The sequence below is a fragment of the Ruegeria sp. CDSB113 genome, from assembly GCF_059611045.1.
Genome location: NZ_JBXWOU010000002.1, coordinates 112,264 through 135,612 on the forward strand (window position 1 = coordinate 112,264; position 23,349 = coordinate 135,612).

The 23,349-nt window shown below is 57.7% G+C and carries 21 protein-coding genes; 7 read left to right on the forward strand and 14 right to left on the reverse strand.

The genetic code is table 11. The annotated features are described in order from the left end of the window. Positions 1–19: 19 nt before the first annotated feature. The 3 genes from AC2FIS_RS04985 to AC2FIS_RS04995 form a co-directional block, all read right to left on the reverse strand. Positions 20–373: a hypothetical protein gene (locus AC2FIS_RS04985; RefSeq protein ID WP_058276835.1), complete on the reverse strand. Its 354-nt coding sequence runs from the start codon at positions 371–373 to the stop codon at positions 20–22. Between the two features lie 136 nt (positions 374–509). Then, positions 510–995 carry a DUF6497 family protein gene (locus AC2FIS_RS04990; RefSeq protein ID WP_496772207.1) on the reverse strand — a complete coding sequence of 162 codons (486 nt, stop codon included), beginning with the start codon at positions 993–995 and terminating at the stop codon, positions 510–512. 113 nt (positions 996–1,108) lie between these two features. Beyond that, a complete protein-coding gene (locus AC2FIS_RS04995) occupies positions 1,109–2,641 on the reverse strand; it encodes an acyl-CoA carboxylase subunit beta (RefSeq protein ID WP_496772208.1) in 1,533 nt (510 codons plus the stop codon). 183 nt (positions 2,642–2,824) lie between these two features. Here AC2FIS_RS04995 and AC2FIS_RS05000 point away from each other — a divergent pair, with 183 nt between their 5' ends. After that, a complete protein-coding gene (locus AC2FIS_RS05000; protein ID WP_496772210.1) occupies positions 2,825–4,030 on the forward strand; it encodes a multidrug effflux MFS transporter in 1,206 nt (401 codons plus the stop codon). Positions 4,031–4,094: 64 nt separating this feature from the next. Further along, positions 4,095–5,495 (forward strand): helix-turn-helix domain-containing protein, encoded by a 1,401-nt coding sequence (locus AC2FIS_RS05005; RefSeq protein WP_496772211.1) that lies wholly within the window; start codon positions 4,095–4,097, stop codon positions 5,493–5,495. A 72-nt stretch (positions 5,496–5,567) separates the two neighbouring features. Here AC2FIS_RS05005 and AC2FIS_RS05010 read toward each other — a convergent pair whose 3' ends face one another. The 6 genes from AC2FIS_RS05010 to AC2FIS_RS05035 form a co-directional block, all read right to left on the reverse strand. Continuing rightward, positions 5,568–5,807 carry an HP1242/YdcH family protein gene (locus tag AC2FIS_RS05010; RefSeq protein ID WP_109313161.1) on the reverse strand — a complete coding sequence of 80 codons (240 nt, stop codon included), beginning with the start codon at positions 5,805–5,807 and terminating at the stop codon, positions 5,568–5,570. A 91-nt stretch (positions 5,808–5,898) separates the two neighbouring features. Next, positions 5,899–7,557, reverse strand: coding sequence for a choline dehydrogenase (betA, locus tag AC2FIS_RS05015; protein WP_496772212.1), 1,659 nt, complete (start codon positions 7,555–7,557; stop codon positions 5,899–5,901). Between the two features lie 73 nt (positions 7,558–7,630). Beyond that, the gene (betC, locus tag AC2FIS_RS05020) at positions 7,631–9,139 is read right to left on the reverse strand and encodes a choline-sulfatase (RefSeq protein ID WP_496772213.1); all 1,509 of its coding nucleotides are present in this window, start codon (positions 9,137–9,139) and stop codon (positions 7,631–7,633) included. Continuing rightward, on the reverse strand, positions 9,136–9,708 hold the full coding sequence (betI, locus tag AC2FIS_RS05025) for a choline-binding transcriptional repressor BetI (RefSeq protein WP_108859390.1): 573 nt from the start codon (positions 9,706–9,708) through the stop codon (positions 9,136–9,138). The genes betC and betI overlap by 4 nt, the downstream gene beginning before the upstream one ends. 88 nt (positions 9,709–9,796) lie before the next feature. Then, positions 9,797–10,705, reverse strand: coding sequence for a DMT family transporter (locus AC2FIS_RS05030; RefSeq protein ID WP_496772214.1), 909 nt, complete (start codon positions 10,703–10,705; stop codon positions 9,797–9,799). A 40-nt stretch (positions 10,706–10,745) separates the two neighbouring features. Then, the gene (locus AC2FIS_RS05035) at positions 10,746–11,345 is read right to left on the reverse strand and encodes a LysE/ArgO family amino acid transporter (protein ID WP_496772215.1); all 600 of its coding nucleotides are present in this window, start codon (positions 11,343–11,345) and stop codon (positions 10,746–10,748) included. Between the two features lie 86 nt (positions 11,346–11,431). On the opposite strand from AC2FIS_RS05035, the gene AC2FIS_RS05040 reads away from it, so the two are divergent. Continuing rightward, positions 11,432–12,328, forward strand: a complete 897-nt coding sequence (locus tag AC2FIS_RS05040; RefSeq protein ID WP_496738093.1) for a LysR family transcriptional regulator ArgP — start codon at positions 11,432–11,434, stop codon at positions 12,326–12,328. Here AC2FIS_RS05040 and AC2FIS_RS05045 read toward each other — a convergent pair. Together AC2FIS_RS05045 and AC2FIS_RS05050 are read right to left on the reverse strand one after the other, a co-directional pair. Continuing rightward, on the reverse strand, positions 12,325–13,596 hold the full coding sequence (locus AC2FIS_RS05045; protein ID WP_496738094.1) for an MFS transporter: 1,272 nt from the start codon (positions 13,594–13,596) through the stop codon (positions 12,325–12,327). The genes AC2FIS_RS05040 and AC2FIS_RS05045 overlap by 4 nt on opposite strands. Before the next feature lie 156 nt (positions 13,597–13,752). Next, complete coding sequence (locus AC2FIS_RS05050) at positions 13,753–14,493, reverse strand: YebC/PmpR family DNA-binding transcriptional regulator (protein WP_058275643.1); 741 nt, start codon at positions 14,491–14,493, stop codon at positions 13,753–13,755. Between the two features lie 110 nt (positions 14,494–14,603). Between AC2FIS_RS05050 and AC2FIS_RS05055 the strand changes: the two genes are divergently transcribed. The 4 genes from AC2FIS_RS05055 (at position 14,604) to AC2FIS_RS05070 (ending at position 19,730) form a co-directional block, all read left to right on the forward strand. Further along, on the forward strand, positions 14,604–16,376 hold the full coding sequence (locus tag AC2FIS_RS05055) for an SLC13 family permease (protein WP_108859384.1): 1,773 nt from the start codon (positions 14,604–14,606) through the stop codon (positions 16,374–16,376). Between the two features lie 16 nt (positions 16,377–16,392). Further along, the gene (locus tag AC2FIS_RS05060; RefSeq protein WP_496772216.1) at positions 16,393–17,127 is read left to right on the forward strand and encodes a glutamine amidotransferase; all 735 of its coding nucleotides are present in this window, start codon (positions 16,393–16,395) and stop codon (positions 17,125–17,127) included. 72 nt (positions 17,128–17,199) lie between these two features. Continuing rightward, entirely contained in the window at positions 17,200–18,057 is an 858-nt protein-coding gene (locus AC2FIS_RS05065; protein WP_496772217.1) for a bile acid:sodium symporter family protein, read from the forward strand. Positions 18,058–18,068: 11 nt separating this feature from the next. Next, on the forward strand, positions 18,069–19,730 hold the full coding sequence (locus AC2FIS_RS05070) for an FAD-binding dehydrogenase (RefSeq protein ID WP_496772219.1): 1,662 nt from the start codon (positions 18,069–18,071) through the stop codon (positions 19,728–19,730). A 14-nt stretch (positions 19,731–19,744) separates the two neighbouring features. On the opposite strand, the gene AC2FIS_RS05075 is transcribed toward AC2FIS_RS05070, so the two are convergent. The 3 genes from AC2FIS_RS05075 to AC2FIS_RS05085 all read right to left on the reverse strand — a co-directional run bounded on the left by AC2FIS_RS05075 (position 19,745) and on the right by AC2FIS_RS05085 (position 23,268). Continuing rightward, complete coding sequence (locus AC2FIS_RS05075; RefSeq protein ID WP_058275638.1) at positions 19,745–20,485, reverse strand: YbaY family lipoprotein; 741 nt, start codon at positions 20,483–20,485, stop codon at positions 19,745–19,747. 98 nt (positions 20,486–20,583) lie between these two features. Then, positions 20,584–22,362 (reverse strand): SLC13 family permease, encoded by a 1,779-nt coding sequence (locus tag AC2FIS_RS05080; RefSeq protein ID WP_496772220.1) that lies wholly within the window; start codon positions 22,360–22,362, stop codon positions 20,584–20,586. A 90-nt stretch (positions 22,363–22,452) separates the two neighbouring features. After that, positions 22,453–23,268 carry a TIGR00282 family metallophosphoesterase gene (locus tag AC2FIS_RS05085; protein ID WP_496772221.1) on the reverse strand — a complete coding sequence of 272 codons (816 nt, stop codon included), beginning with the start codon at positions 23,266–23,268 and terminating at the stop codon, positions 22,453–22,455. Positions 23,269–23,349: the final 81 nt, after the last annotated feature.

Here is a 23,349-nt window from a genome sequence, read left to right on the forward strand (position 1 = left end):
GCGACAGCGGATTGCACGATCAGCGCACCCCGTCAAAAATTTCGGGGAAGGAAATCCGGCCCACATTCGGATCAATGACCAAAAGCGCGTCGTAACTAGCCGGATCAAACGGATCTTCGGCCGGAATGACTTCGCGTTCGAAGAGCCAGCAAAGACGGCCAGCATCCAAATTGCCCCTCTCAAACGGTTGGTCGCCGAAATGCGCCCACAGGGCTTCCATAAAAGCAGCATCCGCGCGCTTGTCCGCGGGTTTACGATCTCGAAACCGCTCGCGGCGGGTCAGGGGCGTCACGCCTTTGGGATTGGCCCGACGAATAATGAACTGAAAGTCAGTACCCGGCAGGCGCCCGGGAAATCCGCGATGTTTCAGCATGGTTCCACCTCAGTTGCACAAGGGGTCATGGTGATCAGATATTCACATCCGTCACAGGATGATGTCATGGTGCGCACCTCCAAGGCCGCGTAGCTGTTCAGAAATGCCCTGACGGGATGAATAGCGTGATTCATAGTCAAAGCCCCTCCCAGATACATCGGGACTGTTCCAGCCGGTAGGCTTCAAAGAACTGCGTGGCATCAGGGGATGTACGGCCGAATTCGATAGGCCTGTCAGATAGGGAAATGACCACCCGGGCAGCGTCCAGTTGGTATTTGGCCACATAGGTAACCGCCAGCGTCTGGCACAGATGTTCCATATCGACCGAGGCGATATCGTACCCGATCCGGCCAATGTCCGAACCGATCTTGGGCGCAATAAAGCGAAATCGCACCCAAAGCTCACCTGGGTTATTGTCCAACAGAACGTCGCTCAGGTGCACTGGCTGTCCGGAAGGGACCAGCAAAAGGTTTTCGGTATCAGCCAGAACGGGAACCGCAAAAACCGACAGTACAACAGCTAAGGCGCGATCCCGGACCCGCCACAGGCGAGCTCCTCTCTCCGGGATCGCGCGCGCCTGGCTTTCGGCCCGCGCTGTTCTATGTCTAATTGGGCAACTCATTAGCAGTTGTGGCCTCAAAGTCAATTTTGCACCCAAGTAACCTGCCCTGACCGGTTGTCCGAGACGCTGTCCAAACCGTTTTTTTGGCCGGGCAGATTTCCTGGCACATCCCCTTAAAGGGGGATGTTGTCGTGCTTTTTCCACGGGTTTTTCACGTGCTTGTTCCGCAAGCTGGCAAAGGCCCGCGAAACGCGACGGCGGGTCGATTGCGGCATGATCACCTCATCGATAAAGCCACGCTCGGCCGCGACAAACGGGTTCGCAAACCGATCTTCGTAGTCCTGCGTGTGCTGTACAATTTTCTCGGCATCGCCCAGATCGGCACGGTGAATGATCTCGGTCGCGCCCTTTGCGCCCATCACCGCGATCTCGGCTGTAGGCCAGGCATAGTTGAAGTCACCGCGCAGGTGCTTGGATGCCATAACATCATAGGCACCACCATAAGCCTTACGGGTGATGACGGTAACTTTTGGCACCGTGGCTTCACCGTAGGCAAACAACAGCTTGGCGCCGTGCTTGATCACTCCGCCATATTCCTGCGACGTCCCCGGCAGGAAGCCAGGCACATCCACCAGCGTCAGGATCGGAATTTCGAAGCAATCGCAGAACCGCACAAACCGCGCGGCCTTGCGCGAGCTGTCGATGTCCAGACAACCCGCCAGAACCATCGGCTGATTGGCTACAACGCCCACTGTCTGTCCTTCAAGCCGGATGAACCCGGTGAGGATGTTTTTGGCGTAGTCCTCTTGAATCTCGTAGAAATCACCCTCATCCGCCACTTTGGTGATGAGTTCCTTCATGTCGTACGGCGTATTAGGGTTGTCGGGGATCAACGTGTCCAGCGAGGCTTCCAGACGGTCGGGCTCGTCAAAAAACGGGCGCACTGGCGGCTTTTCGCGGTTGTTGAGCGGCAGGAAATCAACCAAACGGCGCACCTCGGCCAGTGCTTCAACGTCGTTCTCAAACGCTCCGTCCGCAACCGAGGATTTCTTGGTATGGGTCGACGCCCCACCCAATTCCTCGGCGGTAACGATTTCGTTTGTGACCGTCTTGACCACGTCGGGGCCGGTCACAAACATGTACGAGGTGTCTTTGACCATGAAGATGAAATCGGTCATCGCCGGGCTGTAAACTGCGCCGCCAGCACAGGGCCCCATGATCACGCTGATCTGCGGAACCACGCCTGACGCCATGATGTTGCGCTGGAACACCTCGGCATAACCAGCCAACGACGCCACGCCTTCCTGAATTCGCGCACCACCCGAATCGTTTATCCCAATCACCGGCGCACCGTTCTGAACGGCCATATCCATGATCTTGCAGATCTTCTGCGCATGGGTTTCCGAAAGCGAGCCGCCAAAGACCGTAAAATCCTGGCTGAACACATATACCATGCGACCGTTGATCGTACCCCAGCCAGTGACAACACCGTCACCCGCAGGCTTTTGATTCTCCATCCCGAAATCGGTGCAGCGGTGACTGACAAACATATCGAATTCTTCAAAGCTGCCTTCGTCCAGCAGCAGTTCGATCCGTTCGCGGGCCGTCAGTTTGCCGCGCGAGTGCTGTGCGTCGATGCGCTTTTGTCCACCACCCAGCCGCGCGTTGTCGCGACGGTCTTCAAGTTCGGAAAGGATGTCTTTCATAACGATGATCCCCTGTAAAATCTGGCCGGACACTATACGTAGATGCCGCAAGACCAAAGTATCTTTCGGCAAATTTGCAAATCTTTCCCAATCATCTTGGTGAATATTGTAAACTTGCTAATTTTCACTCACAAAACACGTGATGGATGGCATTCTTATCCGTGGTGACTATACACGTGAACTATGCAGTTTAGTTCTTCGTCGGCGCATCGCTCGCCTCCTAAAATTACCACTCTGGTTTTGCTGTCCGGATTGTCCGCGCTCAGCCTCAATCTGTTTTTGCCGAGCCTGCCCAATATGGCCCTGCACTTTCAAGCCGACTACAAGGTCATGCAACTGTCGATTGCCCTGTACCTGCTGGTCAATGCGGTGCTTCAGATCCTGATCGGACCAATTGCCGACAAGGCGGGGCGCCGCCCCGTTCTACTTTGGGGGTTGGCTCTTTTTCTGGGTGCTACGCTTGGGTGCATCTATGCCCCCAACATTCAGGTCTTTCTTGTCTTCCGGATGTGTCAGGCCATCATCGTGGTCGGGATGGTTCTCAGCCGTGCGGCGGTTCGCGACCTTTATGATCAGGACCAGGCCGCATCGATGATCGGTTACGTCACGATGGGCATGGCCATCGTTCCTATGATCGGACCCGCGATCGGAGGCTTGCTAGAGGAGAGCTTTGGCTGGAAAGCCAACTTCTGGCTGCCCTTTGCTCTTGGCGTCATGACACTGATGTTAACCTACTCAGATTTTGGCGAAACCTCAGCCAAGAGCGGCAAAACACTGGTTCAACAATTCCGGGAATACCCCGAACTGCTGGGTTCCCCGCGATTTTGGGGCTATTCGCTATCATCCGCGCTGTCGTCTGGCGCCTTCTTTGCCTATCTGGGCGGCGCTCCCTTTATCGGCACCGAACTATTCGGCCTCAGCGCCGCCGAGGTCGGCATCTACTTTGGTGCCCCAGCCGTTGGGTACTTTTTTGGTAACTTCTTCAGCGGTCGCTATTCCGTTCACTTCGGCGTCAATCGAATGGTACTTTGGGGCTGCTGGCTGAACGCAGCAGGCGTTGCAATGTCCGCGATCTTGTTTCTGGCCGGTTTCGGAACAGCGCTCAGCTTTTTCGGATTCATGACCTTTGTTGGCATTGGAAACGGCATGACAATTCCCAACGCAACCTCAGGCGCGCTTTCGGTGCGACCGCATCTGGCCGCGACGGCATCCGGGCTGAGTGGCGCCATCATGTTGGGCGGCGGTGCGGGCCTCAGCGCGCTTGCAGGAGCCTTGCTAACCCACGAAACCGGTGCAATGCCTCTGCTCTGGCTAATGCTGGCAACCTCAGTCCTGGCGGTTTGCGCAATATTGTCTGTTATTCGACGCGAACGACAACTGGGCCTTTGAATGGCTTGCCTATGACGGTTTGCAAAGTTAGTTTGCCGGATTAGGAAAGTTGCAAAGGCCCAACATGGCGACTCAGAAACTCTATGCAGGTGCAAAGCTACGCGAAATGCGTACGCGCTTGTCACTGACCCAAAAGGAATTTGCCGCTAAACTGGGTGTTTCCCTGCCCTATCTGAACCAGATGGAGAACAACAACCGTCCGATTTCGACTACGGTCGTTCTGGCGCTGGCGCAAGAATTCGGAATGGATGTCACCGAGTTGAGCACCGGCGACAGTGAACGCCTGGTCTCGGACATGCGCGAGGCATTGGCCGATCCGGTCTTTGACGACGCTGTTCCGCCACTCGCCGATCTCCGCCTGACGGCTTCAAACGCACCCGCTCTGGCACGGGCCTTCATTGCCCTGCACCGCACCTATCGTCAGACGCATGAACGTCTGGCCTCCCTTGACGAAGCATTGGGGCGCGAAGACGCGCAAATCCAGGCCAGCCCATGGGAGGAAGTGCGGGACTTCTTCCACTATTGCGACAACTATATCGACGCAATGGACCGCGCAGCTGAACGATTTGCCGGGCGCGCCGAGGATGCCGGTGGCATACGCGCTGCAGCCTTGGGCAGCCTCGCGGAGCGCGGCATCCGGGTCCAATTCCCGGACATCCATGAAACCCGAAAGTACGACCCAGAGAACAAGACACTGCAGCTTTCGTCCAGAACCGCACCGCAAACTCAGGTGTTTCAATTGTTGTTGCAGGTTGCACTGATCAGCCAGGACAAACTTCTTGAAGCAACGCTGGATTTTGCCAAATTTCACAGCGATGAAGCCCGTGCCATTGCCAAGATCGGGCTGGCAAATTATTTCGCCGGCGCATCGCTGATGCCTTATGCCAAATTTCTGGCCACAGCGCAGGAATATCGTCACGATCTTGAACTGCTTAGCAACCGGTTTGGCGCATCAATCGAACAGGTGGCGCACAGGCTTTCGACCCTGCAACGCCCCGGCGCAAAGGGCATTCCGTTCTTTTTCGTTCGCGTTGATCAGGCCGGAACGATCACCAAAAGACACTCGGCCACGCGTCTGCAATTTGCCCGGTTCGGCGGCGCCTGCCCCCTATGGAACGTCCACCGCGCTTTCGAAACGCCTGGCCACTTCCTGCGGCAGTTGGCAGAAACACCCGATGGTATTCAGTACATATCCTTGGCTCGGGACGTGTCGAAATCAGGCGGCTCATACGGCGCGCCAGTCCGTCGCTATGCCATTGCCCTGGGGTGCGAGGTGCGCCACGCCGAGGCGCTGGTTTATGCCGACAATCTGGATTTCAACAACGCCAGCGCTTACGAACCAATTGGCATATCCTGCCGCATCTGCGAGCGGCCGAATTGTCATCAGCGCTCGGTCCCGCCATTGGAAAGACGCCTGACGATCGACGCCCATACCCGCGGCACCTTGCCCTATGAAGTCACCTGATCTTCACCTGGCCTAAAAATATCCCGGGGGAGGCGCGGCTTGCCGCGACGGGGGCAGAGCCCCCGCCATTTCTCAGGACTTGGACAAGATCGCCCAGATCTCGTCTTTCAGAACCGCACGTCTTTTACGCAGATCTGTCTCAGCGATATCATCCATCGGTTCGACATTGGTTTCGGCACGATGAACCTCGCGGTTGATCTCATGATACTCGTCCGCCAGCCGTGAAAAATGAGCGTCCGTTTGCTTAAGCTGGCTCATCAGCTCAACCTTGTCCGGAAACTCTTCGGCCAGTTCGTGCGGGGTGTGGGACATTCCTGTTCGCTCCTGAAAATATGTCGTTACGATCCAAGTCTATTCGTCCCGGCCCCGTCAAGCTTTGACGCGGATCAAATCATGCTGTCGCTCACCGTTGGGCAACAGCCCATTGCGGGTGAATCCAAGGGCGGTCATTGGCGGAAGGCAAGGCTTCCTTGCCCAACAGATGATCGGACATTTTCTCACCCACCATGATCGACGGCGCGTTCAAGTTACCGTTGGTGATCTGCGGAAAGATCGAGCTGTCGGCGACGCGCAGCCCATCCACACCAATCACGCGTCCCTGCGGATCGACCACAGCATTTTTGTCATCCGCCCGGCCCATACGGCAGGTTCCACAGGGGTGATAAGCACTTTCAGCATGTTCGGCGATAAAGGCATTAAGCGCTTCGTCAGACTGCACATCTGCACCCGGTTGGATTTCTTTACCGGAATAAGGTTTGAACGCATCCTGCCCGAAAATTTCACGCGTCAGGCGAATGCAGGTGCGGAAATCTGCCCAATCCTCTTCATGGCTCATGTAGTTGAAGCGGATGACAGGTGCGTCTTCGACCTTAGCCGATCGCAGCGTCACCGCCCCGCGCGACGGCGAGCGCATCGGCCCGACATGCGCCTGGAAACCATGGCCTTCGGCCGCGGCCTGACCGTCATAGCGAACGGCAATTGGCAGGAAGTGATATTGAATATCTGGGTATTCCACGCCCGGTTTGGACCGAATGAAAGCCGCACTTTCGAATTGGTTGGATGCACCCAGACCGGTTTTTGTGAACAGCCACTGCGCCCCGATCAGACCTTTGCTGATCAGATTCCAGTGTTTGTACAGCGTGATCGGCTGTAGGGATGCCTGCTGGATGTAAAGCTCCAGATGGTCCTGAAGGTTCGCACCCACACCCGGGCGATCCGCCACGATGTCGATCCCATGCTCGGCCAGATGCGCTGCCGGACCGATGCCTGACAACATCAGCAGCTTGGGAGAGTTGATGGAGGACGCGGCAAGAACCACCTCGCGCCGGGCGCTGATGACCTCAGTCTTGCCACCTCGGATCAATTCGACCCCGATTGCGCGGCCATTTTCCATAACCACCTTTGAGGCCAGTCCGCGTACGATATCGCAGTTGTCGCGCTTGAGCGCAGGTTTCAGATAGGCATTCGCCGCCGACCAACGCCGTCCTTTCCAGACGGTTTGCTCCATCGGGCCAAAGCCTTCCTGCTTTTCACCGTTATAGTCTCCGGTAACTTCGTATCCCGCCTGCTGTCCCGCATCGACGAAAGCCTGAAACAGAGGGTTCTCGCGCGGTCCGCGCGAGACATGCAACGGGCCATCCGTGCCGCGCCATGTCGGATCACCACCATGTCCACCGTCATGCCAGGTCTCCATGCGTTTGTAATAGGGCAGCACATCCGCATAGGACCAGCCATCGGCACCCATCTCGGCCCAGGCGTCAAAATCACGCGCGTGGCCACGTACGTAAACCATGCCGTTGATCGATGACGATCCACCGATAACCTTGCCGCGCGGGCAAGCCAGTTCGCGGTTATTCAGGTGCGGCTCGGGCTCGGACTTGTAACCCCAATCGTACATCGGCATGTTCATCGGATAGCTCAATGCCGCTGGCATCTGAATAAACGGACCCGCATCGGTCCCGCCATGTTCGATCACCAGAACCGAGGCCCCGGCCTCGCTCAGGCGATACGCCATTGCGCAACCCGCTGATCCTGCGCCGACGATGACGAAATCTGCTTCCATTTTCAGGTCTCCATATCCTGCCGAACCGCGTTTTGAACCGTTCGGCAGGAGTATTTTCAAAAAGGTGAAGAGGTTACTCGCCGCGTGGGAAGCGGGCGTTTTCCTCGACGACATTCAGATCCATGTGATTGCGCATGTAGCGTTCGGATGCCTTCTGCAGTGGCTGATAATCCCAAGGGTAATACCCACCCTGCCGCAACGCCTCGTAAACAACCCAGCGGCGCGCCTGGCTGGCGCGGACATCCGCGTCGAATTGATCCAAGTCCCAACGCGCCTGAGATTTCGCGCGCAGAGTTTCCAGCGTACCTGCGTGTTCGGGGATTTCCGCAAGATTTTCCAACTCGTGGGGGTCAGCCTCAAGATCGTACAACTGATCAGGGTCCAATGCGCAGCGATTGTATTTCCACTTGCCATAGCGCAGCGAAACCAGCGGCGCATACGAGCCTTCGGCCGCGTATTCCATCTTCACCGGAGCAGTCCGTTCGGTGCCATTGGCTAGTGGTACAAGGTCTTCGCCATCGGTCCACGGCGCGATCTCGGCCATATCTACACCCGCCAGTGCGCCAAGGGTTGGCGTGACGTCGATTGTCGAGACCGGTGTGTCGATACGGCCTGCCGGCATATCCGGCGCGGTAATCATCAACGGCACGCGTGCCGACCCTTCGTAGAAGTTCATTTTGAACCACAGGCCCCGCTCGCCCAGCATGTCGCCGTGATCCGAGACAAACATGATGATCGCCTCTTGCCGGGTTGTTTCCAGCACCTCTAGGATTTCACCGATCTTGTCGTCCAGATATGAGATATTGGAAAAGTACGCGCGGCGCGACTTGCGGATGTCTTCTTCTGTAATGTCGAAGCTGCGCCAATCATTGGCATCAAAGATACGCTTTGAGTGCGGGTCCTGATTGTCATAGCCAATGTCTGCAATCTCGGGCTGCAGGTGCTCGCAGTCTTCGTACAGATCCCAATACTTGCGGCGCGCCACGTAAGGGTCATGCGGGTGGGTAAAGCTGACGGTCACGCACCACGGGCGGTCATCCTTTCCGCGCGCCAGATCATAGATCTTGGCCTTGGCGTTGTAGGCGACCTCGTCGTCGTACTCCATCTGGTTGGAGATTTCGGCCACGCCTGCACCCGTCACCGAACCCATATTGTGGTACCACCAGTCAATACGCTCGCCCGGTTTGCGATAATCCGGCGTCCAACCGAAATCAGCCGGATAGATATCAGTGGTCAGGCGATCCTCGAACCCGTGCATCTGGTCGGGGCCGACAAAGTGCATCTTACCGGACAGGCAGGTGTAATAGCCCGCGCGCCGCAGATGGTGCGCATAGGTCGGGATATCACTGCGGAATTCTGCGGCGTTGTCATAAACACCCGTGCGCGAAGGCAGCTGACCGGACATGAAGCTGGCCCGCCCCGGCGCGCACAGAGGCGACGCGGTATAGGCGTTGGCAAACCGGGTCGACCGTTCAGCCAGCTTCTTCAGGTTCGGAGCGTGAAGCCAGTCAGCGGGACCGTCTGGAAAGAGGGTCCCGTTCAGCTGATCCACCATCAGGATCAGAATGTTCGGTTTTGTCATTTTTCAGCCTCGAGCAGAGTGTTGAGGACACGCATTGCGTGATTGACCGCCAGCTGCGGTTCTTCCGGCGCGCTTAGTGCGGCGCGGATATACAGCCCATCGATCAGGGCGATCATGTTTTCGGCCGCCTCGGCCGGATCGCCCAGCAATGGGCGCAGGGCGTGTGTCAGGTTCGACCGGATACGCGCCTGATAGATTTGCCACAGGCGCAAGGCGTCATCATTCGTTTGGGCCAGCACGTAAAACGTCATCCACGCAGCGATGACATCCGGTGTGAAACACGATGGTGCAAAACAGGCCCGAATAATGGCCTGCGCGCGTTCCTGCGGGACAGCGTTCTTCAGCTCCTGCCTAGCCTCGTCGGCAAAGTCCGACAGAATGCGGCGCATGGCTGCTAGAAAGATCTGATCTTTGCCACCGAAATAGTGATGCGCCAGCGCGCTGGACATACCTGCCCGTTTGGCAATCTGGCTGACAGTTACATCAAGGGATTTCTTCGACCCGAGCTCGGCAATTGTTGCCTTGACGATCGCGTCACGGCGGATTGGCTCCATTCCGAGTTTCGGCATCGCTATCCCCTCATTGCGTTTATTGAGAAAACGCTAAGGGGTTTTTATTGACTCGTCAATCAATAACGTTTCACGCGACCGTCAACGATCAGAGTTTGGGTGCGATACTCGGGGTCGTCAAGCTGCTGCGGTTCAAAACCGCTTCGCGCCAGGCAATGAAACTGACCGCTAGCAGAATCACCGTACCACCCGCGACCACCCAGATGTCGATGCTTTCATTGAAAACCAGCGCGCCCAACAGGGTGGCCCAGATCAGCTGCAGGAACGTAACCGGCTGTGTGACCGCGACCGGGGCCGCCTTAAGTGCGATCGTCATGAAATAGTGGCCCGCCGTGGCAAAACTGGCCACCAGAAACAGCACGCCAAGGTCGCGCAAGCTGGGCGTGGTCCAAACTGCAATCGCAAAGGGGATCAAGGCTATGGTCACCCAGATCGACATATGCGCCACGACAACCGAAGGCGGCAGATCGCGCACAAGCACTTTGGCGATCAGATAAGACCCACCCAATGTCAGGGCCGTGCCCAACATGGTGAGGTGACCAGGCGAAATCTCACGAAAACCCGGCCTTAGGATGATCAGAACGCCAACCAGTGCCACGCCAATCGCAGCGATCCGACGGATGGCCAGCTTCTCGCCCAGAAACAACGCGGCCCCCAGCGTGACATAGACCGGCGTCATATAGTTCATCGCCGTAACCTCGGCCAATGGGATCTGGGTCATCGAGAAAAACCACAGCATCACTGCAAATGCGTGGACGACACCACGCGTCCCCAACAATACGATGTGGCTGCGTGTAAGGTGGGTTTTCAACACCAGGCGCAACGCCGGCAACAGAAAGATCAAGCCGAAGGCAAAGCGCAGGAACGCAGCCTGCGTAGGGTCCATCGAGGAGCCCAGCGACTTTACCAACGCGGTCATGACCACAAACGACAGGCCTGCCGAAAACATCCAGAGCATGCCAGCCATGGGGCGGTGTTGGGCGGTTAAAGTTGACATGTTAACGGTTGAACACCGAATACTTGGCAGAGGCAACCCGTCACATCAATACTAGCTTTGCAGCAATTGCCAGCATGACCACGCCGATCAGGAAATCCAGCACCTGCCACGCTCGTGGTCTTGCAAAAATCGGGGACAGCATCCCTGCCCCGTAGCCCAGCGAAAAGAAGAACACAAAGCTGGACGTCATTGCCCCAAGCGCAAAGGCCAGCCGGTCATCATACTGCGCCGAGATCGACCCGATCAGTACAACCGTATCCAGATAGACATGCGGATTCAGCCATGTGAACGCGAGAACGGTCAGCAGAACAGATTTCAGGCTGACCCGCTTACCCTCGCCGATCTCCATCACCGCTCCGCCGCGCCAGGCCGAATTCAGGCTGCGCAAACCGTACCATATCAGAAAAATCGCCCCGCCATACCGCATGACGGTCTCGAACCAGGGCAACGCGTGCGCCAATGTTCCGAAACCCGCAACGCCCGCGGCTATGAGAATGGCATCAGACACCGCGCAAGTCAGGCACAGTGGGAATACATGCTCGCGTCGCAACCCCTGGCGCAGAACAAAGGCGTTTTGCGCGCCAATGGCGAGGATCAGGCTGAAGCCAAGCACAAAGCCTGCAATCAAGGATGTGGACATGAAACCTCCGATAGTCTGAGGCGTTGACTACTCGCTTACCAAGCATCTATCAAATTAAAGAAACTGACCTGAATTAAGTCTGGCTAATGTTACTGGATCCAAACCACCTGACTGCGCTGTCTGCCATCCTGCGTCATGGCAGTTTTGACGCGGCCGCCTCAGAACTTGCGGTTACGCCTTCCGCGGTTTCACAGCGGATTAAGGCGCTGGAAGACCTTGTCGGCGCAACCCTGATCAATCGGGGAACGCCCTGCACGGGCACTCCGATGGGATTGCGTATCGCTCAACACGCCGAGGATATCGGGTTACTTGAGACGCATCTGGCCCGCGAACTGACGCTTGATCAAACCAACGGCCCCGCGCGCGTGCGCGTCGCCGTGCCAGCCGACGTTCTGGCGACGTGGTTCATAAATGTCATGTCTCAGGTCGACGGCCTGCTGTTCGATCTGGTCGTTGACGATCAGGATCATTCGGCGGAATGGCTGAGGCGCGGAGAGGTCAGCGCCGCCATAACGGTCGGAGGTGATACGGTCCCAGGCAGCGACGCCGTAGCCCTTGGCGCCCTGCGGTACATCCCCACGGCCAGCCCCGATTTCATGCGCAAATGGTTCGCGGACGGTGTAAATGTCGAGACGTTGTCCCGCGCCACCTGTTTGACATTCAACCGCAAGGATGGGCTGCAAAAAGCCTGGATTACCCGGCAGACAGGTCAACGGCTATCACCCCCTTCGCATTTCCTGCCCTCCTCTCAGGGATTTGTGGAAGCGGCCATTGCGGGGATTGGTTGGGGAATGAATCCGGAAAACCTTGCGCGCCCAGCGCTGGAAGACGGCCGGTTATGCCCTTTGGTACCGGGCGCGCATCTTGACGTAGGGCTGACCTGGCAGGTGGGTCGTGTGCTATCCACGGCGTTGGCCCCCTTGACTGACGCGGTCAAACGCGCCGCCGATGGTGCCCTGCTTCCAGCTGAAACTGCAGACTAGGATTGAACCGCTTTTTTCTCGCTGGGTACAACCACACGGTAACAGGCAACCGCCGCGAAAACGCTTGTGGCGACAATGAAGACGATAGCCCAGGCGACCTCGTGCAAATGCGCAACGCCTGCCAACGCGGCCGAGAGCAATACGCCAGAGATCCGGCAAATGCTCTTGATCGCTGCGGCACCTTTGACCCTCTGATCTTTTGGGGCAACGTCCAGGAAGTACAGCTTGCGGGCACTGCTGATCCCTGTCACCGCAACAGTGACAACGAACAAGGCAATGGCGTGTAAGTGAACGTCATGGTCCATGCCCAGAAAGTGCACGGACAAAAGCGCACCGCCCGTCAGTGCCACCATCAGGTTCCCGGTGACCATCACGGCGCGATGCGATTTCATGTTCACCAATTGCCACAGTGGGGCAGATACAAGATACCCCGACGCCGACGACACGATCATCGCCGTCAGCCCTCTGGCCGAATCGTGGTGCGCTTCGGCTGCGATCAGCGCAAAGAACGGTACGGACAGGGATACGACAACAAGCGGCATGCGCATGATCATGTAACGGCGGAACCAGTGCTGATCGAACATTGCAGCGATATCGGTGAAGTTATCCAGGAACTTTCGCTTCTTGACCCGTTGCGCGCCCTGTTCCTGGGTGGGACCGGCGGTTTCGGACATCATTAGAATCGACAGGCCGGATAGGACAAAGAATGTTACCGAAACGGCGATGACTGCGGAATGGCGCGAAAACGGTGGGTTTTCTTTGGTGATCTCGTGAACCAGCAACGCCAATCCGATTGCGCCCAATCCACCCACCCCCAGCTGCAGATAATGCATGATCATCCGCGATTTGGAGCGCACCTGATCGCCCAGCAGATCGGTATACATCAGCGACTGAATTTCTTCGATCAAACCGATCATGAAAAATGCCGCGACAAAAGCCACACCTATGACCGGAACGACACCTGTTGAGGCCACCAACAAAGCCAAAATCAGGCAGGCACCGATTGCGACCTCAGTCATCGCGATTGCACGTTTCTTGCGGTCACGCGCTGCGATGGGATACGCCAGGAAAACATCCGAGATCATGCTGCCAACCATCCGCACCGACACCAGCGCGCCGGCTATGTACATCGGAAGCTCAAGCGATACGGCCAGAAATGGCAAGACCACGGATGGGCTGCCTAGGGTCCACGCCACCTGAGACAGAATGCTTTGCCCAGCCAGGACCGGAACGTTTCTTTTCGATGTGTCCAGCGACTTGTCAGTCATATGCGTGCTTGGGTTCCTCGGCTCGCAAAAGGGCGCGCCACTTGGGTTTGATCAATCCATGGTACTCAGTTCCACGCAACCGGCCAAGAACCCCCTGTGTCAAAAATGAAAACCCGGCCAAAGACCGGGTTTTTCGTGCTTTTCTTGCAATGCGGATCAGAGCTGAGCCATGACTTCGTCCGTGGCTTCGAAATTCGTCGTCACGCGTTGAACGTCATCGTCGTCCTCCAGCGCATCGACCAGCTTCATCAGCTTTTGCATGTCTTCCAGACCCAACTCGGTTGTCGTCGTAGGCTTCCAGATCAGCTTGGTGGAATCGGTTTCCCCCAGCGCAGCTTCAAGGGCGCTCGACACTTCGTTCAGGTCGGTATCGGCACACCAGATGATATGCCCTTCTTCCGAGCTTTCGACATCTTCAGCGCCGGCTTCGATTGCGGCTTCGAACACGGTGTCCGCGTCGCCGACGGAACCCGGATAAACCACTTCGCCCTTGCGTTCGAACATGAAGCCAACTGAACCGGTTTCGCCCAGGTTGCCGCCGTTCTTGGAAAAAGTCGAACGCACGGTCGAAGCTGTGCGATTGCGGTTGTCGGTCATCGTCTCGACGATCACCGCCACACCGTTCGGGCCATAGCCCTCATACCGGATTTCTTCGTATTCATCGCCTTCGCCCGCCGTCGATTTCTTGATCGCGCGGTCGATGACATCTTTTGGAACCGACTGTGACTTGGCTTCTTTCACGGCCAAACGCAGCCGTGGGTTTTTTTCAGGATCCGGGTCGCCCATCTTGGCAGCGACGGTGATCTCTTTCGACAGTTTGGAAAACAGTTTGGACCGCGCGGCGTCCTGACGCCCCTTGCGGTGCTGGATGTTGGCCCATTTGGAATGGCCTGCCATGTTGCGTCCTCGTCATCGTGATTGCGTATTCGGCGCTCATATAGACGTTTGCGGGGCCAAGGATCAAGAGAGCGGCTTGCGACAGTGGCCGCGAAGGGTATGGTGGCCGCATGACGACAGACCAGATTATTCTATTTTCCCTTTTCGCCACTGTGTTTGGAATGCTGCTTTGGGGGAAGTTCCGATACGACCTTGTGGCCTTCACCGCGCTATTGATCGGAGTTACGCTGGGTGTTGTGCCGGTTGATGACGCCTTTGCCGGGTTCGGACACCCCGCCACGATCATCGTCGCTTTGGTACTGGTCGTCTCGGCCGGGTTGGTGCGTTCGGGCGCTGTTTTCCTGATCACCCGCACGCTGGTCGATGCCTCGCGCGGACTTGGCGCGCACATCGCGCTGATGGGCGGGATTGGCGCTGTTCTGTCGGCCTTTATGAACAACGTGGCCGCGCTGGCGCTGCTGATGCCGGTCGATATCCAAACCGCGCGCAAGGCAGGGCGGCCGGTCGGTCTGACCCTGATGCCGCTGAGCTTTGCCACCATTCTGGGCGGCATGGCCACGTTGATCGGAACGCCCCCTAACATCATCATCGCATCGATCCGGGCTGAGACTTTGGGTGAACCATTCCGAATGTTCGATTTCGCCCCCGTTGGTGGATTGGCAGCGATTGCCGGGCTGGCATTTGTCGCGCTGGTCGGATGGCGGTTGATTCCCAATCGCGGAACACAGGAAGAGGCCTCAGAAACCCTTGCCGAATACATCGCGGAACTGACGGTCCCGCCAGAGTCGCCGCAAATCGGAAAACGCGTCAGCGAGCTTTATGAGGCCGCCGAGAAATCCGACGTGGCCATCATCGGCCTTATCCGGGATGGCAAGCGGCGCTATGGCCGGTCGGCCCATGCGACCATCAAACCGGGCGACGCATTGGTGCTAGAGGCCCGCCCCGAAGCGCTGGACGAATTTCGCACTGCGCTGAACCTCGATTTCTCGGATACCCGCCGTCAGGAATTGCTGACCGCCGAGGGGGACGGTCTTGAGGTGATTGAGGTTGTTGTGCCGTTGAATGCACGCGTCACCGGTCGCACCGCGCAGGGCCTGGGATTGGCCTGGCGTCAAAGCACCGTTTTGATGGGGATTTCACGTCAAGGGCGTCGCATTACCGAACAGGTCCGTAAAACTCAGATTGAGGCAGGCGACATTCTGTTGCTGCTATGCCCACGTGACCGCAGTGCCGATGTGACCGAATGGCTGGGTTGTTTGCCACTTGCTGAACGCGGTCTGAACGTCACCGCCAACGAAAAAGCGTGGCTTGCCATTGGCTTGTTTGGTGCAGCTGTTCTGGCGGCCAGTGTCGGGCTGATCTACCTGCCCATCGCTTTGGGGTTGGTCGTTGTCGCCTATGTTCTGACCAAGATCATGCCGATTGCCGATATCTACAATCATATCGAGTGGCCCGTTGTCGTTCTGCTGGGTTCAATGATCCCGCTAGGCAGCGCATTGGAGACTTCCGGCGGTACAGAACTGATTGCGAATGCTTTGATTCAATTGACCGACGGGCTGCCGGCCTGGGCCATTCTGACCGTGTTGATGGTGGTCACAATGACCCTGTCAGACGTGCTGAACAACACAGCCACCGCCATTGTTGCGGCTCCGGTCGGTATCCAGATGGCCCGCACGCTTGAGGTTTCGCCCGACCCTTTCCTGATGACCGTCGCCGTCGCAGCCTCGGCCGCGTTCCTGACGCCGATTGGACATAAGAACAATACGCTGGTCCTGGGTCCCGGAGGGTATCAGTTTGGTGACTATTGGCGCATGGGGCTGCCGCTGGAAATCCTGATCATTGCGGTTTCTGTTCCCGCCATCCTTGTGTTCTGGCCACTGTGACGGATAAAGGCCTTTCATGAAACGCTTTCTGATCCTGCAGCTACGTCCGGAAACCGATGCCTCGGATGCCGAATATACCTCGATCCTGGACAAAACGGGGCTGACTCCCGACCAGACCCATCGTATCCGATTGGATTGTGAGGCTTTGCCCGACGATTTAAATGTCACGGACTATTCCGGGGTGATCGTCGGCGGTGGACCGGGATGCGTCAGTGACGATCCGGCAACCAAATCGGAAACTGATGCACGTACCGAGGCGGCCATCATGGGATTGATGCCGCAGATCATCGCTCAGGATCATCCCTTCATGGGCTGTTGCTATGGGCTGGGCATTCTGGCTGCCCATCTTGGTGGTGACGTCAGCAAAGAGAAATACGGTGAACCTGTCGGGCCTTCGACCTGCCACCTGACTGCAGACGGAGCGCAAGACCCGCTGACGGCAGGGCTGACCGGAACATTCGACGCCTTCGTGGGCCACAAAGAGGCCGTGCAGGCGCTGCCGAACGGGTGCATCCACCTGCTGACCTCGGACCCCTGCCCGTTCCAGATGATCCGCTGGGGGCAGAATGTTTATGCCACGCAGTTCCACCCCGAGGCGGACGCGCGCGATTTTGAGCAGCGCATCAATATCTACAAGAACCACGGCTATTTTCCGCCCGAAGACGCCCAACGCCTGATCGACATTTGTCACGCAGCGGACGTCACGCAACCGGCCGAAATCCTCCGCAGATTTGCCGAACGCTATGGGTGACCCAACGGCGTTATTGCCTGATCCACGACCGCTCGCTTAGGGTGGCCCGAACGGCTTTGGGAGGAGTTGTTCTTGGATCTTCTAATAAATGTCGGCCTGCCGCTATCGCTGGCCATTATCATGCTGTCTCTAGGCGTTGGGCTCGAAGTCGCCGATTTTCGCCGTGTCCTTAGCCGGCGCTATCCTTTCGCCATCGGTGCGTTGTGCCAGGTTGTGTTGCTGCCGGTCGCGGCTTTTGTCACAGTCACTCTTTTTGCGTTGCCACCCGAGATCGCTGTTGGCTTCATGATCCTCAGTTTTTGCCCCGGCGGTGTGACCAGCAACATCCTGTCGAAACTGGCAAAGGGTGATGTTGCCCTGTCGGTCAGCCTGACTGCCGTCATCAGCCTGCTTTCGATGGTCACCGTGCCGTTTCTTGCCGCCTGGTCAGTGAACTATTTCATGGGCGATGCGGCACCCGAGGTGTCCATCTCAGGGCTTGCCATCGCCATGTTCCTGATCACCACGCTACCCGTGGCGCTTGGCGTCACACTTCGCAGCTTTGCAACAGATTTTGCAAAGCGGATCGAGCCCGCGCTGTCCAAGCTTGCGACCGTTCTGTTCGTGCTGATCGTTGTGGCTGCTCTGGCTGGAAACTGGCAACTGTTTGTCGACAACCTCGGCGTCATGGGCGCTGGGTTGATTACATTGAACATCGCGCTTTTGCTGATCGGGCTAGGGCTGGCGCGTGCGGCAAAGCTGTCGTGGAACGAAGGCAAGACTGTTTCCATCGAAACCGGCATACAAAACTCGACACTTGGGATTACACTGGCTGCATTGATCACGGCGACGGAAAGCGGGTTCAGCCCGTTGGCCCTGCCCTCGGCTGTGTACGGAATAACGATGTATGTTGTGGCCTTGCCCTTCATCCTTTGGTTCCGCAGCCGCTGAAAGGATAAGACATGACGAATAACTCTGCCGATGCCATCGTCGTGGGGGCTGGGCTTGCCGGGTTGGTCGCAGCTGCCGAACTGGGCGACCGGGGCAAGAAGGTGATCGTGGTCGATCAGGAGCCCGCGCATTTCCTCGGTGGCCAGGCGTTTTGGAGTCTCGGCGGCCTATTCATGGTCGACACGCCGGAACAGCGGCGCATGGGGATCAAAGACAGCTATGATCTGGCACTGCGCGACTGGATGGGCAGCGCGCAGTTCGATCGTGACGAGGACGCATGGCCCAGGAAATGGGCCGAGGCCTATGTTGAATTTGCCGCCGGCGAGATGCGCCCTTGGCTGCATGACATGGGCCTGCGCTGGTTTCCGATTGTCGGCTGGGCCGAACGCGGTGGATCATATGCGGATGGTCACGGCAATTCTGTGCCCCGTTTTCATATCACTTGGGGCACCGGCCCCGGTGTTCTGGAGCATTTCAAACGCCGGGTGCGTGACCATGTCAGCAACGGGTTGATCGAGCTAAAATTCCGCCATCAAGTCAGCCACATCATCATGCAGAACGGCGCTGCCAAAGGCGTCTCGGGCGAAGTTCTGGCAGACGACACCGCACCCCACGGCGCCAAGACCAACCGTGATGAGGTCGGCGAGTTCGAGTTTTACGCCCCAGCCGTCATCGTCACGTCAGGCGGCATCGGAGGCAACTTTGAAATGGTGCGCAAAAGCTGGCCACGCGACCGTCTGGGCGAGCCGCCGAAGGACATGGTCGCAGGCGTGCCATTCCACGTCGATGGACGCATGATTGGCATCAGCGAAAAGGCTGGCGGTCATGTGATCAACGGCGACCGGATGTGGCATTACACCGAAGGCGTGCGTAACTGGAATCCGATCTGGCCATCGCACGGTATTCGCATTCTGCCCGGCCCAAGCTCAATGTGGTTCGACGCCGAGGGAAACCGGTTGAAACCGCCATGCCTGCCGGGTTTTGATACGTTGGGGACGTTAAAGGAAATCCTGAAAACCGGTCATGAATACAGCTGGTTCGTTCTGACCCAGAAGGTAATCAAAAAAGAGTTCGCCCTGTCCGGGTCTGAACAGAACCCCGACATGACGGACGGTGGTTGGAAAGAAGTTCTGTTCCAACGCATTCTGACCGGGTCCAAGGCCACCGCTCCGGTCGAAGCATTCAAGGAACACGGCGAAGACTTCATCGTCGCCAATACCTTGACCGAGCTTGTTAACGGCATGAACCATCTGGGCGGAGGGCTGATCGATGAGGCGCATCTACGCGCCCAGATCGAGGCGCGCGATTCCCAGATCGACAACCCGTTCACCAAGGATGCGCAGATGGCCGCCATTCTGGCCGCGCGCAACTACCGTGGTGACAAGCTGATCCGGACGGCCAAGCCGCACAAGTTCCTTGATCCGGCCAATGGCCCGTTGATCGCTGTGAAACTGCACGTGCTGACGCGCAAGACGCTGGGTGGGCTTCAGACCAATCTGGACAGTCAGATGGTGGGCGCAGACGGTCAGGTCGTTCCCGGCCTGTTCGCAGCCGGAGAGGTCGCAGGTTTTGGCGGCGGTGGCTATCACGGCTACAACGCGCTCGAAGGTTCATTTCTGGGGGGCTGCATTTTCTCGGGACGCAATGCAGGGCGGTCGAGGGCCGTCGCGTGACGGCCCCTTAAACCCTACTGTTCCCGGGCAAACTGCACGACGGATTGCCCGGCGTTGTCCAGCAACACCAGCGTATCGCCTTTGAAGGCATATGCTGTCACCCCCTGAAGGGCTTTGAAAAACTGCCGCTCAACTTCATCCAGTGGCGGCGGACAGGCCATCAAGGTGGCGGCCATGTTGTCGGGGAATTCAATATTGTTGCCCGCAATCTCGGCTTGGCCGGAAAACCGGTTACATCCACCGCTGCCTGAGAACGCGCCATCATTGGCGAATGAAAGCGCGGGGCGCCTTTCGGTCTCAAGTGCTGCGCCATTCAGGCCGGTTGCAGTCCAGTTGGTGTTCTCCAGCACGGCTGCCCCGGGCGGTTGTACTTTGACCAGCATCAGATCGGTCGTGTTCCCGGCCCCATTCGTCAGAACAGGGTAGGCAGTATCGGTTGTGAACAACAGCTTGTCGCCCTGAAAGATCGAACCACGCACTACGTAGCGCATCCCCTCTTGAATAAGGGCGTCGTCATAGCTCAGCTCGAATTGTGCTGGCACTCCGGTCAGCGCATAGCGCTTTGCCGACAGGGTCACCGACGGTGCGTCCGCGCGCGAGACGTCCTGCAATTGCACGTAAAGCGTCGCATCCGGTGGTACGGCGATGCGTTCGCGATATGCTGCAGTGCCTTCGATCGTTCCGCCGATGGCCGCGCTGCTCAGCATGGCTGATGTGGCCGCAACCGTAAGCGCAGTATATCCGGTCTTGAGCATTGGCGTGCTCCTTTTCGCAAAATCACTTATTCAAAACATTGTATGAGGTTTTGATTTTACAAGGACTTCGCCGGAAAACCAGCGGTTCCGTGCCGAACTCAAAGCGGCCAGATCAGAGGGATCAACAGCGAAGCCAGCAAACCCACAGTCAGATTCAGCGGCACGCCAACTTTCAGAAAATCTGTGAACCTGTACCCACCGGGGCCGTAAACCATCATGTTGGTCTGATATCCGATCGGCGTCGCGAATGAAGCCGAGGCCGCCACCATGACCGCCACGACCAGAGGTCGCGGATCAACGCCCACTGCCTGCGCCAATCCGATGGCAATCGGTGTCACCACAACCGCCACAGCGTTATTCGACACCAGCTCTGTCAGCACAGAGGTCAGCAAGTATACAGCCCAGATGATCAGGAATGGTGGCAGGGCACCAAGACCCGGCGCCACGGCTTCGACAATTAAGGAAACTGCACCGGATTTATCCAAGGCCGCGCCTATGGCCAGCATTGAGAAGATGAGGGCGAGCAATCGTCCTTCGACAAAGGAAAACGCCTCATCCGCGTCGATGCAGCGCGTAATCAAAACTATCGCAACAGCAAGGATCGACAGCAGCAGGATCGGTGCAACACCCAGCGCCGCCAGCACAACGATCATGACCAGCGCACCAATCGCAATCGGGGCGTGGCTTCGGCGGAATGCGCGGGCCGAAGGTTGGGTCACATCGACCATATCCATATCAGCAGCCAGTTTCCGGATATCCGCTGGTGATCCCTCCAGCAGCAGCGTGTCACCGACCCGCACGACCAGATCATCCAATTGCCGCCCGATATTCTGGTTTCTCCGATGCACCGCCAGCACATAGACGCCATAACGGCGGCGTAAACGCATCGCGCCAAGCGTCCGCCCGACCATGCGGCAACCCGGAGTGATCAGCACCTCGACCGTTTTCGTCTCAACCGCCGAGACCTGATCGACACGCTTGAGTTCCCTGTTGGTTTGCAGGCTCAGCAGTTCCGTCATCTCGGTCCGAAGAACGACACGGTCGCCAACTTTCAAAGCGACGCCCTTGAGGTTGCGCCGCAACGACTCGTCGCCGCGCACGACGTCGATCAGGCGCACGCCCGGTCGCTTGAACAGCTGCACGCCCGTCACCTCACGCCCGATCAGGTTGCTGTCGGGCGGGATGACGGCTTCGGTGAAAAACTTCATCTTCGACCGGTCGCTAAGCATGGATGCCATGCTGTCCCGTTCCGGCAGTAGGCGGGGCGCGACAAACCGCAGGTAGAACATGCCGTAAATGACTAGCGCAATGCCCAGCGGCGTGACCTCGAAGATCGTAAACGGGGCCATCCCCTGGGACCGCGCAACACCATCAACCAACAGGTTGGTCGAGGTCCCGATCAGGGTCAGGGTACCACCCAGAATGGCCGCATAACTTAGCGGGATCAGCAGTTTCGAGGCCGACACGTTCAGCGTCCGCGCGATCTGAACGAATACGGGGATCATGACGACCACAACAGGCGTGTTTGAAACCACCGCCGAGGCAAAGACAACAAAGGCCATCAATGTCGCGATTGCGACTTTGGGACTTACCTGTGCCTGTTTTTGTGCGGTCGATGTGAATGCGTCCAGTGCTCCGGTACGCACCAATGCTCCCATGATGATGAACATCGCCGCAATCGTCCAAGGGGCCGGATTTGACAGAACGGCAAGTGCACTTTGATAGGGCAGAATGCCCGTCACCAGCATCACAGCCACGCCACCGATTGCGACCACTTCAGTCGGATAGGATTCGCGCAGAAACATGATGAACATGCCTGCAACGACCAACAGCGCCAGTATCGCGCTTCCCATTTCTGTCAGTTGAAGGAATTGCATTCTTGGTATTCTGTCCGAACCCTGGCCTGGCTTACGCGCCCGTCAGGCAGTTTCACGCATTGCGCGCGACAGAGCAAGCCTGACGTGCCCTTACTGTGGGCCAGCTTGCTGCAGCCGCCCGCCAACGCGCACCATTTGAACAGATTTTGCCTGACCGTCCCGGTCGTCAGTTTCAACGAACACACCACTTAGCGTGGCCTCGCCATTGGCGGGGGTGAACCGGGCCTTGGGCATGCCAGTGATAAACCGGCGCATCGGTTCCAGCTTGTCCATGCCGATGACCGAGTCATAATCGCCGCACATGCCCGCATCCGTCAGGTAAGCCGTTCCACCCGGCAGTATCTGCGCATCCGCAGTCGGCACATGCGTATGCGTGCCCACAACAAGGCTGGCGCGCTTATCGCAATAGTGGCCCATGGCCATTTTTTCGGATGTGGCTTCGCAATGCATATCAACGATCACGGCCTGCGCCTGTCCGCCACGCGGGTGCGATTTCAGGATCGGTTCAATCGCCGAAAACGGATCGTCGAAGGGGCGCTTCATGAAGACCTGCCCCAATACCTGGACCACCAGAACCTTGCGCCCACCGGGCGCAGTATACAAACGATGCCCCCGGCCCGGCGCACCCTTGGCAAAATTCACGGGCCGCACGATTCGCGGCTCTTTCTCGATGAACTGCAACATGTCTTTCTGGTCGAACGCGTGATCGCCCAGTGTCAGGCAATCGGCCCCGGCATCCAGCAGCAGCTTGGCGTGATCCCCGGTCAGACCCATCCCGTTCGAGGCGTTCTCGCCATTGACTACGACAAAATCCAACCGCCATTCGTCGCGCAGACGCGGCAAATGTTGCTGAATGGCCGCGCGTCCAGCGCGGCCCATCACGTCACCCAGAAAAAGTATCCTCATTCGAACTGTCCTAAGTGTGGTATCTCTCAAGCACAAGTGGTTAAGCTGGCAGAATAAACCGCCAAAGCACATTATGCAGGA

Excerpts from the sequence above, each read along its gene's own strand:
- AC2FIS_RS05055 (WP_108859384.1), top strand. The coding sequence starts at position 14,604 with ATGACGACAGACCAGATTATTCTATTTTCCCTTTTCGCCACTGTGTTT.
- AC2FIS_RS05085 (WP_496772221.1), bottom strand. The coding sequence starts at position 23,268 with ATGAGGATACTTTTTCTGGGTGACGTGATGGGCCGCGCTGGACGCGCG.
- AC2FIS_RS05060 (WP_496772216.1), top strand. The coding sequence starts at position 16,393 with ATGAAACGCTTTCTGATCCTGCAGCTACGTCCGGAAACCGATGCCTCG.
- AC2FIS_RS05010 (WP_109313161.1), bottom strand. The coding sequence starts at position 5,807 with ATGTCCCACACCCCGCACGAACTGGCCGAAGAGTTTCCGGACAAGGTT.
- AC2FIS_RS05000 (WP_496772210.1), top strand. The coding sequence starts at position 2,825 with ATGCAGTTTAGTTCTTCGTCGGCGCATCGCTCGCCTCCTAAAATTACC.
- AC2FIS_RS05050 (WP_058275643.1), bottom strand. The coding sequence starts at position 14,493 with ATGGCAGGCCATTCCAAATGGGCCAACATCCAGCACCGCAAGGGGCGT.
- betA (WP_496772212.1), bottom strand. The coding sequence starts at position 7,557 with ATGGAAGCAGATTTCGTCATCGTCGGCGCAGGATCAGCGGGTTGCGCA.
- AC2FIS_RS04995 (WP_496772208.1), bottom strand. The coding sequence starts at position 2,641 with ATGAAAGACATCCTTTCCGAACTTGAAGACCGTCGCGACAACGCGCGG.
- AC2FIS_RS05035 (WP_496772215.1), bottom strand. The coding sequence starts at position 11,345 with ATGTCCACATCCTTGATTGCAGGCTTTGTGCTTGGCTTCAGCCTGATC.
- betI (WP_108859390.1), bottom strand. The coding sequence starts at position 9,708 with ATGCCGAAACTCGGAATGGAGCCAATCCGCCGTGACGCGATCGTCAAG.
- AC2FIS_RS05075 (WP_058275638.1), bottom strand. The coding sequence starts at position 20,485 with ATGCTCAAGACCGGATATACTGCGCTTACGGTTGCGGCCACATCAGCC.
- betC (WP_496772213.1), bottom strand. The coding sequence starts at position 9,139 with ATGACAAAACCGAACATTCTGATCCTGATGGTGGATCAGCTGAACGGG.
- AC2FIS_RS05080 (WP_496772220.1), bottom strand. The coding sequence starts at position 22,362 with ATGCAATTCCTTCAACTGACAGAAATGGGAAGCGCGATACTGGCGCTG.
- AC2FIS_RS05030 (WP_496772214.1), bottom strand. The coding sequence starts at position 10,705 with ATGTCAACTTTAACCGCCCAACACCGCCCCATGGCTGGCATGCTCTGG.
- AC2FIS_RS04985 (WP_058276835.1), bottom strand. The coding sequence starts at position 373 with ATGCTGAAACATCGCGGATTTCCCGGGCGCCTGCCGGGTACTGACTTT.
- AC2FIS_RS05070 (WP_496772219.1), top strand. The coding sequence starts at position 18,069 with ATGACGAATAACTCTGCCGATGCCATCGTCGTGGGGGCTGGGCTTGCC.
- AC2FIS_RS05005 (WP_496772211.1), top strand. The coding sequence starts at position 4,095 with ATGGCGACTCAGAAACTCTATGCAGGTGCAAAGCTACGCGAAATGCGT.
- AC2FIS_RS05045 (WP_496738094.1), bottom strand. The coding sequence starts at position 13,596 with ATGACTGACAAGTCGCTGGACACATCGAAAAGAAACGTTCCGGTCCTG.
- AC2FIS_RS04990 (WP_496772207.1), bottom strand. The coding sequence starts at position 995 with ATGAGTTGCCCAATTAGACATAGAACAGCGCGGGCCGAAAGCCAGGCG.
- AC2FIS_RS05040 (WP_496738093.1), top strand. The coding sequence starts at position 11,432 with ATGTTACTGGATCCAAACCACCTGACTGCGCTGTCTGCCATCCTGCGT.